This is a genomic window from Diplocloster hominis (assembly GCF_032380655.1).
In the GTDB taxonomy this organism is placed as follows: domain Bacteria; phylum Bacillota; class Clostridia; order Lachnospirales; family Lachnospiraceae; genus Diplocloster; species Diplocloster hominis.
This window is the reverse complement of record NZ_JAWDIY010000009.1, coordinates 84,888-100,641: the sequence shown is the minus strand read 5'-3', so window position 1 is coordinate 100,641 and position 15,754 is coordinate 84,888. Positions and strand designations below refer to the sequence as shown.

The 15,754-nt window shown below is 54.5% G+C and carries 16 protein-coding genes; 2 read left to right on the top strand and 14 right to left on the bottom strand.

Annotated features, from left to right (window positions below):
* Both dapB and ABC831_RS10395 read left to right on the top strand, forming a co-directional pair.
* Entirely contained in the window at positions 1-744 is a 744-nt protein-coding gene (gene dapB, locus ABC831_RS10400; protein ID WP_343248062.1) for a 4-hydroxy-tetrahydrodipicolinate reductase, read from the top strand.
* Complete coding sequence (locus tag ABC831_RS10395) at positions 741-2,057, top strand: aspartate kinase (protein ID WP_343248061.1); 1,317 nt, start codon at positions 741-743, stop codon at positions 2,055-2,057. Before dapB ends, ABC831_RS10395 begins: the two co-directional genes overlap by 4 nt.
* Positions 2,058-2,262: 205 nt before the next feature.
* Here the strand turns inward: ABC831_RS10395 and ABC831_RS10390 are convergent, their stop codons facing one another.
* The 14 genes from ABC831_RS10390 to ABC831_RS10325 all read right to left on the bottom strand — a co-directional run bounded on the left by ABC831_RS10390 (position 2,263) and on the right by ABC831_RS10325 (position 15,469).
* Positions 2,263-3,027, bottom strand: a complete 765-nt coding sequence (locus tag ABC831_RS10390; RefSeq protein ID WP_343248060.1) for a TMEM164 family acyltransferase — start codon at positions 3,025-3,027, stop codon at positions 2,263-2,265.
* A complete protein-coding gene (locus ABC831_RS10385) occupies positions 3,024-3,548 on the bottom strand; it encodes a YcxB family protein (RefSeq protein ID WP_343248059.1) in 525 nt (174 codons plus the stop codon). The genes ABC831_RS10390 and ABC831_RS10385 overlap by 4 nt, the downstream gene beginning before the upstream one ends.
* Positions 3,549-3,633: 85 nt before the next feature.
* Entirely contained in the window at positions 3,634-4,200 is a 567-nt protein-coding gene (locus tag ABC831_RS10380; protein ID WP_343248058.1) for a hypothetical protein, read from the bottom strand.
* Between the two features lie 132 nt (positions 4,201-4,332).
* A complete protein-coding gene (locus ABC831_RS10375) occupies positions 4,333-5,550 on the bottom strand; it encodes a sensor histidine kinase (protein WP_343248057.1) in 1,218 nt (405 codons plus the stop codon).
* Entirely contained in the window at positions 5,547-6,248 is a 702-nt protein-coding gene (locus ABC831_RS10370) for a response regulator transcription factor (RefSeq protein WP_343248056.1), read from the bottom strand. The genes ABC831_RS10375 and ABC831_RS10370 overlap by 4 nt, the downstream gene beginning before the upstream one ends.
* 91 nt (positions 6,249-6,339) lie before the next feature.
* The gene (locus ABC831_RS10365) at positions 6,340-7,077 is read right to left on the bottom strand and encodes a hypothetical protein (RefSeq protein WP_343248055.1); all 738 of its coding nucleotides are present in this window, start codon (positions 7,075-7,077) and stop codon (positions 6,340-6,342) included.
* 224 nt (positions 7,078-7,301) lie between these two features.
* Positions 7,302-7,898: a helix-turn-helix domain-containing protein gene (locus tag ABC831_RS10360; protein WP_343248054.1), complete on the bottom strand. Its 597-nt coding sequence runs from the start codon at positions 7,896-7,898 to the stop codon at positions 7,302-7,304.
* Between the two features lie 68 nt (positions 7,899-7,966).
* A complete protein-coding gene (locus tag ABC831_RS10355) occupies positions 7,967-9,106 on the bottom strand; it encodes a DUF4317 domain-containing protein (protein WP_343248053.1) in 1,140 nt (379 codons plus the stop codon).
* 128 nt (positions 9,107-9,234) lie between these two features.
* Complete coding sequence (locus tag ABC831_RS10350) at positions 9,235-9,447, bottom strand: helix-turn-helix transcriptional regulator (protein WP_343248052.1); 213 nt, start codon at positions 9,445-9,447, stop codon at positions 9,235-9,237.
* Positions 9,448-9,632: 185 nt separating this feature from the next.
* Positions 9,633-10,841 (bottom strand): hypothetical protein, encoded by a 1,209-nt coding sequence (locus ABC831_RS10345; protein ID WP_343248051.1) that lies wholly within the window; start codon positions 10,839-10,841, stop codon positions 9,633-9,635.
* 2 nt (positions 10,842-10,843) lie between these two features.
* Positions 10,844-11,455, bottom strand: coding sequence for an ABC transporter ATP-binding protein (locus ABC831_RS10340; RefSeq protein ID WP_343248050.1), 612 nt, complete (start codon positions 11,453-11,455; stop codon positions 10,844-10,846).
* Positions 11,456-11,548: 93 nt separating this feature from the next.
* Complete coding sequence (locus ABC831_RS10335; protein WP_343248049.1) at positions 11,549-12,049, bottom strand: hypothetical protein; 501 nt, start codon at positions 12,047-12,049, stop codon at positions 11,549-11,551.
* A gap of 13 nt (positions 12,050-12,062) precedes the next feature.
* Complete coding sequence (locus ABC831_RS10330; RefSeq protein WP_343248048.1) at positions 12,063-14,789, bottom strand: ABC transporter permease; 2,727 nt, start codon at positions 14,787-14,789, stop codon at positions 12,063-12,065.
* Positions 14,786-15,469, bottom strand: coding sequence for an ABC transporter ATP-binding protein (locus ABC831_RS10325; protein ID WP_343248047.1), 684 nt, complete (start codon positions 15,467-15,469; stop codon positions 14,786-14,788). Before ABC831_RS10325 ends, ABC831_RS10330 begins: the two co-directional genes overlap by 4 nt.
* Positions 15,470-15,754 lie beyond the last annotated feature (285 nt).

Here is a 15,754-nt window from a genome sequence, read left to right as displayed (position 1 = left end):
ATGACAAAGATCCTTCTGCACGGCGCAAACGGCGCGATGGGCAGAGCTCTTCGCGCGCTGCTGGACGCCGGATTTGCGGACTGCACCGCAGGGCCCATGGTCAGCCGCAGCAGAAACGGCGCGTTTGCGTCCTTTTCTGAGATCCGGGAATCTGCCGACGTCGTGCTCGACTTTTCCTTTCACACTGCGACCGAAAGCGCGCTTGGCTTTGCGCTGGAGCACGGCCTTCCCATCGTGATCGGCACCACCGGACACACGCAGCAGGAGCGCGCGCGCATCGAGCGCGCCTCAGAGCAGATCCCCGTCTTTTTTTCCGGCAACATGAGTCTCGGCATTGCGGTGCTCTGCGGCCTTGTGCGCGAGGCCGCGCGCCTGTTTCCGGAGGCGGAGATCGAGATCGTGGAGACGCATCACAGCCGCAAGGCGGACGCTCCGAGCGGCACGGCGCGTATGCTCGCTGCCGCCGTTCAAAAAGAGCGGCCGGAGGCAGCGCTTGTGTGCGGCCGCAGCGGCTTTTCACCGCGAACTCACAGCGAGATCGGCATATCCTCCATCCGCCTCGGCAGTGTGACCGGCATCCATGAGGTGCTGATCTCGACCGGAGCCGAAACGCTGAGTCTGAAGCACGAGGCGCATGACCGGCGGCTGTTCGCGGAGGGTGCGCTGCGGGCAGCAGTCTTCCTCTGCGGCAGGCAGCCCGGTCTTTACGATATGGACGATCTTTTGAAGGGAGACGCCCTATGAAAACAGCAAAATTCGGCGGCACGTCTCTGGCAGACGCAGCCCGCTTCCGGCAGGTAAAGCGCATCGTATCGGCAGACCCGGAGCTGCGCTTTGTCGTGGTCTCCGCCCCGGGAAAGCGCTCTGCGGAGGACAAAAAGGTGACGGATCTGCTGTATGACTGCCATGCCGCTGTAAAAACAGGCGCAGACCCCGAGACTGCCTTTGCACCTGTCGCTGCGAGATTCCGGCAGATCGCGCAGGAGCTCCGTCTCGGCATCGATCTGGAGGCGGAACTCCGGCAGATCGAAAAGGACCTGCGCTCCGGCGCGTCTGCTGCATACTGCGCCAGCCGCGGCGAATATCTCAGCGGGCGGATGCTGGCAGCCCTGCTGGGCTGGCCGTTTCTCGACCCGGCGGAGCTGCACTTCTTTGACGCTGACGGCGTCCCGCAGTACAAGCTGGCGGAGCAGGCGCTAACGCGCAGGCTCCGCGACATGGAGCGTGCCGTCATGCCCGGCTTCTACGGCGGCGGTGCGGACGGCCACATCCACACGCTGCCGCGCGGCGGCTCGGATATCTCCGGAGCGCTGCTGGCAAGCGCCTCCGGGTCGGATGCCTACGAAAACTGGACGGACGTGCCCGGCATCTTCCGCGCCGATCCTGCGATCGTGCCCAGCGCAAGGGCGATTCCCGCCATGGCCTATGACGAGGTACGGGAGCTTGCGTATATGGGCGCCAACGTGCTGCACGAGGACGCGGTGACGCCAGCCCGGCGTATGGGCATTCCCATTCACATCCGCTCTACGATGCAGCCGGACGCGCCCGGCACCCTCGTCTCCTCGCAGAGCCCTCCCTCCGCCTGTCCCGTCACGGGAATCGCGGGGCGCAAGGGCTACTGCTCCATACAGGTGGAGAAGGAAAACATGAACAGCGCCGTAGGCTACTGCCGCAGGATTCTCTCGGTGCTCGAAACGCACGAGATCCCCTTTGACCACATCGCAACGGGGCTTGGCAGCATCTCGTTCATCGCCCCGGCCGCGGCGGTCTCCGCCTGCCGCGAGGCGCTTTTGTCGGACATTTCCGCCGCCGTCCGCCCGGACAGCATCTGCGTTGCAGACGGGCTTGCCATGGTGTCCATCGTCGGACGGGACATGGCGGGAAGGCCGGGCGTCTCCGGCCGGCTGCTCGGCGCGCTTGGACGCGCGGGCATCAACGTGCGGATGATCGTGCAGGGCACGCGCGAGATCAACATCACCGTTGGCATCAGCGAGCCGGAATATGAAAAAGCCGTGCACGCGGTGCACGGTGAATTCTTCCCGGAAGCGCCCCAGTGAGCCTTTGATCGCGCTCCTTCTTCGGTTCTGTTGACCTTGTTCCTTCCCCGGCGCGCCTCAGCCCGCCTTTTTTGATATCCTGCTGCGGAGCGCAGAAGCGCTCCGCTTTGCCGATGCATAAAAAGCGGCCGGCAGCGTTCAACTGCCAACCACCAAAAAAAGCGGGGCAGTTCATCGCGCCCAAGGCCGCTTTTTGTGTCCTGTTTTATGAAAAAGACGCTTCTTCCGCGCCTCGCGTCAGGCGGGACAACGCACAGACCGCGTACATATAGCCTGCAAGGATCAGCGGTGCCGGCAGCCCGTAGAGCAGCGGCGCCGGGATGATGCGCCAAAACAGCTTGAGCACGCCGATCTCCGCGCCATAAGTGAAGAAGTAGTTCGCCTCCGGGCAGAGCGTGAGGCGCAACAGGAGATTGATAAGGTGCGCACCTACGGCAAGCAGGCCAAAGGTCTTGAGGATCCGCGGGATATCCTTGGGGTCGGGGCGGTAAAAGCCCAGCGTCGCCAGACTCAGGCCGCAGACAACAAGGATTGCGTGGGTCACATAGTAGCCAAAAATCCGTGGCATTAACAGCGAAAAGCCGGAGAACAGAGGCTCCGGGAAGAGCAGCGCCATCAGTGCGCCAAGGGGCGCTACAAAGAAGGAAAAGCCCATGATCGAGCGGTTTCTCTTCCACACGCCCAGCGGGATCAGAAACAGATTGATGTTGCACAGGTGCAGCGGCAGCTCATTGAAAATGTTGAAGCCATTGGGATAGTACGCACGGATATACGCTGCGTCCATGGACAGTGAGAGCTTGTAGCCGGCAAACAGCGCGAGATTAAAAAGGCACACGCCGATCAGAAACCGGGAGCGACGTGCCTCCGGTTTTCCGCGCAGCAGCAAGAATATGAGCAGCACCGCCGCTGCCGTAAGCAAAAGCAGAAGCAAATGCAGCCCTCGAAAGGGCGTTATAGAAAATCCGTTCATTTCACACGCCGGAATGTCTTTCCGGTCTTCTCCTCAAGAAATCGTTTGAATTCCTCCACCGTCCCGCCGGTGAGGGTGCGCTTGTCCAAGGGCTGCGCATAGCGTTTTTTCATCAGAAAGATGATATAGTCCTGCGACTCCGCCATGGCGTCGATCAGCTCATAGCGGAAGGTGGAGGTGGTGGCCGCCGTAACGACGGTATAGGACTCCTCGCCGAACGCAATATGATAGTCCTTTGTGCCTGCCAGCGTGTTTTTACAGGCGATCATGCCGTTGAACCGATCCTGAAACAGCAGAACGGACAGCAGCATCACCTCTACCAGCAGGGAAATCATCGTGCTGGCATCAAGCGTAAAAGACTCTCCATCAAATGGGATCAGCAGCAGAGCGTTGATGAAAAAGACGCTCCAGCCGAAAATGGCCCATATAATGCTTCTCTTTCGCCGCAGCACCCTGCGCATCGCACGGGAGGCTATGGCCATAGAGCGATTTGTGATATTGCTGTGAATTTCAAATGTCATGCATATTCTCCGTCGTAAGTAATTCTGCAACCGCAGGGCGTTGGGGGCCTTGCAGCTGCCGCCGGACAGCGCGGCGGGCGCTCGTTCATCGCATCAGCCGCATCTCATTCTCAAACTGCTCCATGGCCTCCTGCCGGCTGGGGACTTGTGCAAGCGTACAGGAAAACGGCTGGCCGAACAGGGGTTGGGACAGTGTCTCCGCCCAATGCGTCAGCACCTCCGGAGTGAGGGGGCGCTCCTCCCGGAGAAAGATCACCCCGTAATAGGGCGGTACAGACGGGGAAAGCAGCTGTGTCAGCGGGACGCCGCTCCGGACGGAGGCGTTGCAGAAATGCATCTCCGGTGAAAAAAGCGGATAGTACAGCGCCCCGACGAACCAGTCCTGTTCACCGCTTCTGAGCCGCCTTGCCTGCTCCAGAAAGTGCGGAAGATCCGGGTTATCCGGCTCCACAAACTCACCGTCCAGAATGGTCTGGTGAAGGGCAGGGAGGTTATGGAAATCAAAGTGGAAAAAGGGCGCCTTTCCTGCCTCGTCCTCGGAAAGAGAAAACTCCGCCGCATGGAAAGGTTCCCAGTCCTTACAGCAGCGGTAATAGCCCCACCAGTAGTTCCAGTCATAAATATGCAGATATTTTTTTGCTTTGCAGTCCATAGATGTACTCCATTCTGACAATGTGGGCACAAGAGGAAATCACAGGAAACTCTCCACCCGGTACCAGCAAAGATTCTTTCCAGGCCCGTCCTTTTTGCAAGAGGGGCGCTCAAAGGCGGCGCGGTGATCTTCTTATCTGCTCACCGGAATGGAGATCTCGAAAACGGCGCCGATGTCCCCGTTGCGGGCGCGGATGGTTCCCTTGTGCAGGTGGATGATCTCCCGTGTCAGCGCAAGGCCGATGCCGGATTTTCCGCTCCGCCCCATGTAGAAGCGATCAAAGATGTGGGGAATATCTTCCTCGGCGATGCCGTCCCCGTCGTCCTGTATCCGGATGGTCACCTGCCGCCTGTCTGCGCGGCAGGTCAGGCGCAGCTCGCTGCGGGCATAGCGCACGCCGTTGGATAGGATATTGGTGACGGCTCTGCGCAGCCGGGTATCATCGCAGCTGACCATAATGGGCTCCTCGGGGAAGTCCGGCGCGATGGTAATGCCGCCGGCGGCTGTCGGCTCCACGGCGCGTATGCTGTCGTATAGCAGCTCCCGAATATCCATCTCGGAAAAGGCAAGCTGCTGTCGCCCCATATCGATTTTCGAGATGTCCAGGAGCTCTTCCACCAGCTCCGTCATGCGGTCGCTTTCCTCCAGGATCACCTCCGCCGCGCTGCCCGTGTCCATTACGCCCGCCTGTATGCCCTCCGCATAGCCCTGTATCGCCATCAGCGGCGTTTTCAGCTCGTGGGAGGCATTCTGGAAGAAGGTCTGCTGCCGCTCCGCTTCCTTCTCAATATCCCTGCCAAACCGGAACCCCAGCAGGCACATGACGGAGGAGATCGCCAGCAGCACCGCAAAGAACGCCCAATTCAGCGTCACGATATAGCGGGTGATGGGCCCGATGTCTATGTACATGATATAGGCGTACGGCTTTTCCCAATCGTCCTGCTCCTCCTGCACGGACATGAAGATCAGGTGATGCCTGTCCGTTTTGAAGGTATAGCATTGGTTGAGCGATAGATCCCGCCCCTTGCAGTATTCCAGCAGTTTTTCCTCCAGGCGATATGCGTCCCTGTTCCAACCGCTTGATTGATTGGCATTATCCAGCTCTAAAAATACGATGCTTGGCGTAAGGAAGTGCTCCTCCGTGTCATTCCATCCATCATCAAAAAAGGATCCATCGTCGGTATAGGGGATGGTGCGGTTTTGATACTCGGCCTCGCTGATGAGCGCTTTTTTTGCCTCACGCACAAAGTGTGCTGGTATAATGAGGTTCACCGCCAGCATGAACAGTGCAAAGAGCAGCAGAGCCGAGCAAAGGATCAGGTACACGATCCGCAGCTTGATGTTTTTCATGTGCGCTCTGCCCCCTTCAGCTTATAACCAAAGCCCCAGATGGTGCTTACGCTGACGGTGCTGCCCGCTTGCAGCAGCTTTTTTCGGATACGGCGCAGCGTTTCGTCGGTCACGCGGGTCTCCACCTCCGAATCAAAGCCCCACACCGCGCTGAGCAGCTCCTCACGGGAATAGGCCTTTTCCGGCTGCTTCATCATATAGCTGAGCAGCCGCAGCTCGGTCTGGGTCAGTGCCACGATCGTACTTCCGCAAAAGACAGCATTTTCCGTAGCGGAATAGCGGAGATCCCCATAGCGCAATTCATCTACTGCCGCCGCTGTTTTCCCCCTGTCCATCTCCACCCGGCGCAGCAGGGCTCTCACCTTCATGAGCAGTATGGTGGGGCGAAAGGGCTTGGTGAGGTAATCGTCACTGCCCTGGCTGATGCCCATGACATAGTCCAGCTCGCTGTCCTTGGCCGTAAGCAGGATAATGGGAATATCGGAAACAGAGCGTAGCTCCCGGCACACGGCAAGGCCGTCCGTGCCGGGCATCATAATGTCCAGTATGACAAGCTCCGCAGGCTCCTGACGAAACGCCTCCAGCAGCGCGTCGCCGCTTTCAAAGGAGCGCACGGTATATCCGTCGCTTGCGAGGAAGCTATGGAGCAGCTCCCGGATGCTCTTTTCATCGTCCGCCAAATAGATGGAATGTCCCATGGTGACCTCCCAGAAAGCAGCGCCAAATGCTGCGCGTGGGCGCAGCATCGGCATGATGTTGATTTTATACTATCAGAATATCGCCTTTCCGTCAAAGGGGGCAGATGCCGCTTTCGCAGCCGGTGTTGCCCCAGATGGAATTGTACAGCTCGCACAGCCGACTGTCGATCTCCGTAAGACGGTTGTAGTCGGCGATCAGCGCGTCCTTTTCCGCGTCGGTCAGGAAGCCCAGGCTGCGGATGAAGGCTGCTTCATCGTAGTTGTCGAAATCGTAGTCGTCCGGCAGATCAAAGTACGCTTCATCTACCTTGTCCCACAGGTCGGCGTGCTTTTCGCAGACGCGGTCATACTCCTGCTCCAGGGTGTCGATCTCATCCAGCACCTTGGGGTCGGCCTTTTCCAGTGCCTTCTCGTAAAGCGGCATATTGTCGCAGTCGGGCAGCTGAGCGTACAGTGCCTCCATTTGGGCGTCCAGCTCGTTCAGCTCCTTGATGTCTGCCAGAAGCGTTTCCTTCTCCGCTTCCGTCAGGGCGTTGCTGCTGCGGATAAACGCTGCTTCGTCAAAGTCTGTGAAGTCGTAGTCGTCAGGCAGGGTGTTGCAGATTTCGTCCAGCTTTTCCCACAGCGCCGCGTTTCTTTGGAAGATGGCGTCGCTCTTCTCTTCCACCGCCTCGATCTGCTCCCAGACGGCGTCCTCGTTCTCGGTGGCAATTTTAGTAACAGGCTCCATTGGCGCGGGTGTGGCGGCAAAGGCGGAGGTTGCTGTGCCGATGGCTGTTACCGTCAACGCAAGTGCCAATACAAGGCTCCAAATCGTTTTCTTTTTCATGGTATTTTACGCTCCTTTTTTAATCGTTTTGGTTGGGCTTCAACCTTGATTGTAGTATACAGGAGAGCGCCAAATACTTCCCCCGCAAAAGTGCATGGAAAGTGTCACAAAAGTGCAACGAGACCAGCCCGGAAAATGAACGAAAGCCCGCTCCACGCCTCAAGGGCAGAAACGGGCGGACGTTCTTATTCTGATTTCACTTCGCGCATCAAGATGGACCTCATTCATATATTTCCCGGTCCGTTTGCAAAGGCAAGCCATTTTGCACCGTAAAAATCAAAGTAGAAGCGCTGCCCCACCTCGTTTTCCACAAAGCGTCTTTTAATATGATACCAGCCGCGAAGCTCATCCCGCAGGGCGGCGTCCATGGAGATTGGCTCTACCCATACGCAGTCGTACCCGGTAAGTTCGTCCCTTTTCAACGGCATGGATACTGCCGCGCCGGGTGTTGCAAAGGCCGGAGGCAGAACATACACTTCGGTCGCATCTGCCAGCGACAGACGCATCCCGCTTGCGAAAAGAAGCTCTCCTTCTATCGCATTCACCATTGCCCAGCCATATCGGCTTGAGAAGACGGGCGTATCATGAAAAGCCGGCAGAGCTTCCGGCGGAATCGGCTGAAGCATATCTGCCCGATGATATCGAGCTTCCGGAAGGCCCAGAAGAAAGTCCACGCTCACGCCGTAAAGCTCGGACATCTGAATCAGGGATTCCACAGAAGGGTTCTTCCTCTCGCCCTCCCACGCGCTCAATGTCGGCTGCGAAACGCCAAGCATTTTGGCCGCCGCCGTTAGCGTAATCCTTTTCTGTTTTCTTGCCAATCTATATCGCCGAGCCGTAAAAATACCCCCTTCGGCATACCGCGAAGCTTCGCAGCGCGCATTGTCGGTTATTCTTTGTCCTTATTGACATTGACGGCAACCCCGTTGAATTCCAAATGATCTTCTACCGGAACGATTAACACCTTTTGACCGTCGATGACCTTCGCTTCCACAAGATGGCTGTATTCAGGGTCAATGGAGAGTGATAACTTCTCTGTTTTCAGCTCCACTCTCTTTGCATCAATCAGGTTGGCCGGATTGAGAACGGCGCCTACGCCGAACCGTTCCCCACAGGCAGCTTGAAAAGCTTCCGCCTGTTCCTCCGAAGCACCGCAATCCAAAATAATCTTGCTCACTTCACAGGGGCTGACAGTCAGCGGCTCCGGATCCTTTGTCTCCCGATGCTCTTCAATCATTGCGGCAAGCTGGCCGTGGATTGCCTGCACGATCTCAAGGCTGCAGGCGCTGCCCAACGACTCGGAAAGAGAGGCCTCAAAGGCCTCCCGCTGTTCTGCAGCCGACATGGGCAAATCGGTATGGAATACTGCATCGATAAACTCCTGATGCAGTTCTCCCTCTTTGCGGGAATAAAACAGTGCATTGTAGATGTTGGCGCTGCGGTTATCAAAGGCCGGGAACAGGAAGCCCAGCTCCGGCGCGATGACAGTTTGACTGGCGGCACAATGAAACTCATTGTCTCCGGAGAAGTAGCCCAATTCCATTTTTCTCGTTTTAACCGGGCAGACCGCACACAGAATATAGGAAAAGACCTCATCCGATTCCTCGGCTCGCATGGCGTCGCGATTTCGACGGGGTACATCATAGCTGTCGCTTGCCAGCAGCAACAGATAATTGCTCTCGCCCATGTCCAATGATTGAATGACTTTCTGATAAAATGCCTGCCGCACCCGCGCATCCTTCGCACCGGATGTGCGCAGTTCCATCAACATTCTGTGTTCTTCCCCCGTCATGACCTGCTGGGTGGAAAACACAATATCGATCAGGTTTTTCCCGAGTATTCCTGACAGTGCCTTTTTCAGCAGGCTGAGGTATTTTTCGGCTTCCTCCTGTGTCATCATGCCAAGCGACTCGTCCAAATCGGTTATAATCTCCTTATTGCTATTGACAAAACAGCCGTAAATACGGTTGATGGCATTTTTATCCGGCTTCCAGCGGCGCCGCAGCTCGTTGAGTTCTTTTTGGTTCATTGGTTTTAACAGACCTTTCATTATGATATTTGGCTGGTAGTATTGTGACAATTCAGATACATATTCGGCTTTTCACCGTACTCGACATTCCGCATCAGCATTATGCCTGTATTTGAGCATCATTTCTTTTACGACAGGCGGTCAACCTCTTCACAAGAGAATTCCAAATGATGCTCTTCACAGTATCTGCAGATCACGAGAAGCATCATTTTTGTCGGAAGTGACCTTCCGTTTTCCCATCGGTTTACGGAGGTATAGCTGACACCCAATTCTTTGGCAAGCTGAGTTTGGGACAGCCTCCGTTCACTGCGCAGTTTCAGAATCGCATCTGCAAAGGTCATTTGCTCCACCTCTCTTATGTAGCACAGTATAGCATATTATGCCTTCTCTAAGCAAGCCCGGAATTGTACATCCCATTCAACAACCAACAGGAGTGTTAGTTTAAAAAATTAGAGTTGACTGGATATCCCTCCATATTGCAAGATGGCCGCTCGGCAGTTTTCGCTGTCGGGCGGCCATCTCATGCTTAAAGCAATATATTCAGGGGCTGCAGAGCAATGCTGATTACGGAAATAAGCACCTTGTATCCGTTCTCGCCTTTGAAAGATTGAACTTTAGAGAAACATGCGCCACAGATGAAGGCGGAAATGAAGTTATTACAAATAGTGGCGATCATCAAGCCGCAGCTAAGCCTGCAAGTAGTATTGATTACAGGAAAGGCAATCAGGCACAGTATGGTAGAGACAATCCCTGCGCTGATGCTCTTTTCACACACTCTATAAAATGCCGATATTTTCATTGCCTGAAAGACCTCATCTAATTTGCTCCTGTTTTCTCGAAGCGATGAATAGTATACCAAATATATGTTGACAACAGCTGGTATCGCTGATAAAGCTACAGATACAACCAACTCAGCCGGGAAGTATTTCTGATAGTGGGCAGCAAAACCCGCTAATATGGGAGCAACGAGCGCGATAATCGTCTGCAATATGGCATGGCTGTGGAGCCTCGTTTCGGAAAGATTCTTCCTGAAAAATGCGCCGTAGATAGAAATCCTGTTTTCACCAAACAGTCGGGTAAGTGCGTAATTGCTTTTCTTGAGGCTAAATTGATGGCGCTTCTCTAACAGGATCAGAGAAAATCCGGCCAAGAAAGCAGGGCATAGGAGCAGAGCCAGAATAAAACTCAGAAAAAGTCCGTTTGACCACAAATAAAACGCGCCTAACATAGCCATCAACCCACCGGCCAATAGCAGAAAATGTATGTTAATGTTGTTCTTCCTCATGATTAAAAGGACTACAAACTCCAGCAGTGCGGCAAATAGCGCTCCAAAAATCAGGAGGGCACTTGTCCCAATCGAGAATTTCCACAGCGTGTAGCGGTAGAATTGAGCCAAAAAATTATTTGCCATTAAGGAGCCAAAGGAAAACAGCACACCACTCACAACAGGAACGAATAATTTACCGAACAGGATGCGCAATCGCGAGACAGGGCTGATTAAAATGATATCAAAAATTCCGTCTTTTATCTCATCGACTGTCAGCCAATGGAGAATTTCGCCGCTCAGCATGGAAATAAGCCCAGCAAACAACGCCATTAAATATTCAGCCGGGATCCATGAGTTGGAGGCATTGTAAGAACAGAACAGCAGTAAAAGAGGCGCAAATAAAAGAGTTCCCATGAGCCGCTTTGATTTCCTTATGCCCAATAATTGCGTCCTTATAAATACCTGCATGGTTACACCTCCAGCGGAAACGAAATAACGCGGCAGGCAGGCAAGGAATCTAAAAAAGTCTGGTCATGCGTAGAGCAAATCACCATCGTCGAAGGGGAAATAAACTGCGTCAGCATTTCGGCCAACTCCGCCTGTGCGTCTGAGTCCAAACCGCCGGTAGGCTCGTCAAGAATCAGTACAGAAGGCTGGACTGCTAATGCGCAAATCAGTGCCACCTTTTTCTTCATGCCCAAGGATAGATCCTTAACCAATTTATTTGTTTCACCATCAAGATTGTAGCTGGTCAACATTTGCTGAATCTTCTCTTTTTCGTTTTTGTAGTTCATTTTATACAGGCTCAAGCGAAACTTGATGTTTTCAAGAACAGACAGCGAATCGTACAGTCCGTTATAATCCGGCACAAAGCCAATCGTTTCGCGCTCTGCTCCATAAACCTCACCCTCTGTCGGCTTTAACAGCCCCAGGAGAATTTTCAGGAAGGTGGTCTTGCCGCTGCCGTTAGGTCCAACTAAAGCATAGATATTTCCCGGTTCAAAACAAAAAGAAGGACAGGCTATCAAGCTCTTGCTTTTATCAAAAGAGAACTTCAAGTTTTTGATATTTAACTCGCCCATGAACAACAACTCCTTCTTAACTTACTCGCAAACACTGTGACAGCAAGAGGTCGCATATTGTCCTGATAACATTTTGCCGCCCCTATATCTTGCTTATGGTTCATTCTCCGCCCGCTTTTGCAGGAGGGACAAGCCCAAAAAGCAGAGTGCAGAGAAGGCGATGCCGCAAAGAATGTATGCCCAGTTAAAGAACAGCAGGTTGACTGCGTACCGCATGGGCATCCGTGTAAAGAGTACCGCATACGGCTCGATCGTTCCAATTGCCTCCATGACCGCCGTGACACGGAACGGATTGACCCCGCATAGATACGCTCCGAGGAAATACAGCGTCAACTTCTCGACAATAGCCGGGAGCAGAATACCAAGCGCGTAAAACAGCGGTTCCCGATTCTTGCAACACTTCCACAGATACAGCGCCCCAAAGCAGTATGGCAGCAGCGCAAGGCAGATGCCCTGAGCGGTCAGGTGCAGCTGCAGCCCGAATACAAGAAAGACCATACGGATCAAAAGGTATCCGCCGAGAATGATCAGCCAGCAGATCAGCAGGGATTTCAGGTTGAGTTTTCCATGTGCGGTTGCTTCATTATTGTACATTTTCGCATCCTCCTTACAGATTCTCATTTTTCAAGGCGTCGATGGGATTGTCCTTTTTTACCTTGCTCATTGAATACATCATGGTGGCGAATACGACCAGAAACACACTCAGTACGGCGATGCCGATGGCTGCCCACGGCAGATGGAAGGAGGTTTCATAGGCCGTTGTGACCGCACGGTAGATGAGATATGTAATGCCGCAGGATACCGGCAAGCCGAGAAGCAGTGCCTTGGATCCGTACAGCAGGCACTCGTAATTCATCATCCTGCGAAAGCCCTTCTGCGTCATGCCCACCGATTTCAGCATGGCAAACTCCCGGCGGCGCAGGCTGATATTCGTGGAGATCGTATTGAACACATTGGCCGCGGCAATCAGGGAGATCAGCACGATAAAGCCGTAGGCAAATACCCGGATAATGGTTATGACATTCCGGTTTGTCTCGGCGTTTGCGGCGTAGTCGAAAAGCTGCCGGCTGCTGAGACCGTTTTCCGTCAGCACGGTCGCCAGATTTTCAAAGCTCGCGGTGTGATTGCTCGATGTGAGGAAATACTCTGTATTACGGAATTGATTCAGCGCCGCCTCGGGAACCACGCTCTCCAGCATGCTGTACGGATAGATCATATTGATGGCTACCGGCGTGCTGCGGCTGACAAAGAACGGAGCCTCCTCAATGGTTTTTTCGGACCGCAGCGTGTATTTTGCAAAGGATTCCTCATAGGGCAGCTCGATGATGTCGCTCTCGTTGTCTCTGTTTTGATAGAGAACGACCTTATTGCCATTCTCATCGATCCGGCTGTCTTTTCTGTAATATCCGTCGATCTCTACATAGTAAAGCCCCTCGATTACGCACCCATCGCCCTTGAGCGTGTCCAGCGTGACATACTTCTCAAGCCGGCGATCAAGCTCAATGTTGCGATCCAGAGCAAGGCCCAGGGGCTTCTCCCGGTCATAGTAATCCGCTTCCTTCAGGTTGTACTTTTCCAGTAACCTGTTGAACTCGGCGTCCGCAACGAAGTACAGATAACCGGAGATGCTGAGCTCCTTCGGCGCTGCGTCCTCACGCTCCATGCCGAAGTCGGCAAAACGGCCGGCATACATTGCCGTGACATATTCGCGGGAGATATCGCCCTGCAAAAACTGTTTCTTGGTATAGGTACCTCCGGTGACATTCTGATCGGAGAAAAGCAGATCCAGAAGCTCATCGGGCGTCATGGCGGAGGAAGCGTCCGACTCTGCCGCGTAGATCAGGTCGAATTGATCGGAGGCCAGCCCTCCCTCGGCGGATTCCATCATGTAGTCGGTGAAGGCCGCCGCAGAAACAAAGAGGACGATGCTCATAAAGAGGCTGACGACGGTGGTTCTGTATTTTTTCCGGTTGCGCTTATAGTGCTTGCCGGCAAGGACGCCGGGAAGTCCGAACAGCTTGTAGGCGAGCTTCGAGGTTCGGACGGGTCTGCCGCTCACCTTGATGTCCATGCTCTGGCGGATCGCCTCCACGGCGGAAACTCTGGTTGCCCTTTTTGAGGGAATCCATGCCGAGATCAGAACCGTGACAAGTGCAATGACCGCAGCAATGATGACAGCCTGCCACGAAACACAGAGCCGCATGGGAATGTCCACACGGACAATGGAGAAAAATTTATCTCCGATCAGGAGGAGCGTTATGCCGATACCGCCGATACCCACCAGAATGCCCAGTGGGATGCCGACAATGCTGACCGCCAGCGCCTCAAACAGCACCATTCTTCGAAGCTGCTTTCTGGTGGCGCCCACCGAGGACAGCAGGCCGAATTGCCTTGTCCGCTCCGAAACAGAAATGGAGAATGCGTTATAGATGAGCGATACAGAGCCGAACACGATCAGCGCGATGATGATGGCGGCAAGACTGTAAAACGCGGTAAGGAAGGAATCGAACGGAGCCGTGCCGGAATACAGCAGGACCTTCGTGTTGTAGGCATAGCGATACTCTTGCGTATAGCCCATTTCCTTCATGAAGTCATACACCCCGGCGGGCTTGTGCAGCTTGAAATAACAATGAATCGGAGCCTGATCGGCGGATTTGGTGTCCGCTGCCGTAAGCGCTGTGTACCCGGGCGCGGAATAGTCCTCAAAGGTAGGTCTTTCATAGATACCGACCACCGTGTAGGTTCTTGGTTCGGTGTTTTCGAGCCTTTCGCCGCTCATAATCTCCACCTGCGTTTCGCTGTCATAGGTGTATACGGGCGTGTCCTGTCCCAGCCTCCGGCCGTCAAGTGTCCTGTCCCCCACGTCAAGCGTGACGGTGTCGCCGAGCTTATAATTCACCTTGCCGTTTGATGTCAGGTGCTCCGGCAGAATAATTTCCGTGGAGTCCTTCGGCAGCGTACCTAAAATGAGATGCACCGGCATTGTCTTAAAATAGCCGGAGGCCACATCGCCGCCAAGCACATACAGATAGGGCTTGCGCTCGTTGGCGCTGTCGATCTTCGCGTAACCCAGAACCTGCGCGTAGGCTGCGGAGGAAACCCTGTCGGAATCGCGGATGTCCTCATAGTCCTTATATGCGGCGTCATAAACCGCTCCGTACCAGTCCCCGTCGATGTGGATCGCACAACGCAGCACGAAATTCTGCATACTGGAGACAAGGGTCGTGGACGCGCAGATCATCGCCGCCGAGAGCATAATGCCGATGATCGTGACGATGGTTCTCGTCCTGTTTTTCTTCAGGCTCTCTAAGGTTACCTTGTTGAAAACATTCATCTGCGGATCACCTCGTCTCTGGTGATTTTCCCGTCCTCAATGGAAAGGATTCGATCCGCCTGCAGTGCGATGCTCTCGTCGTGGGTGATGACAAGGAGGGTCTGCCCGTATTTTTCGTTGGAAACCTTCAGCAGCTCCACGATCTCCCGGCTGCTTTTGGAGTCAAGATTTCCGGTGGGCTCATCGGCAAGCACCACCGCAGGCGCATTCATCAGAGCCCGGCCGATGGACACCCGCTGCTGCTGGCCGCCGGAGAGTTGGTTCGGCAGGTGGTTCTCCCGGCCGGTAAGATTCAGGGTGGCCATCAGCTCAGCCAGTCGATTTTGATTGACCTTCTGCCCGTCCATAAGCACGGGGAGCGTGATGTTTTCCGTGACATTGAGCACCGGAATGAGATTGTAAAACTGATAGATCAGTCCCACCTGACGGCGGCGGAAGATGGAAAGCTGTTCCTCGTTCTGCGCATACACATCCTTGCCGTCCATAAATACCTTGCCGCCTGTAGGCCGGTCTACGCCGCCGAGGATGTGAAGCAGTGTGGATTTGCCCGAGCCGGAGGGGCCGATCACGGCGACAAACTCTCCCTTCTCCACCGAAAAGGAAACGCCGTCCAGTGCCCGCACCTCGTTCTCGCCCTTGCCATATACCTTTGTCAGGTTTTCCACTCTCAAAATCTCCATATCGGGATACTCCTTTCGCTTTTTACACCCCCATTCTATTTTGTCAAGGTGACACGGCGGTGACTTTCAGGTGACGGATCCGTCACTTAGTAAAAAAGGGAGCCGCCGGTCCCTCGCCTCCTAATAAGAAAACATAAGAAAGTCAGTAAAATCAATGTTTTCAAAGGCAGGGCCCATGAAATCTGTGTTACAGGGGGTATGGGGAACGCCCCATCAAGCAAAAGGCGGGGACTCGTCAGAGTCTCCGCCTGCTGTCTTTTGGCTCCAAAAGACCTTGCTTGCCAA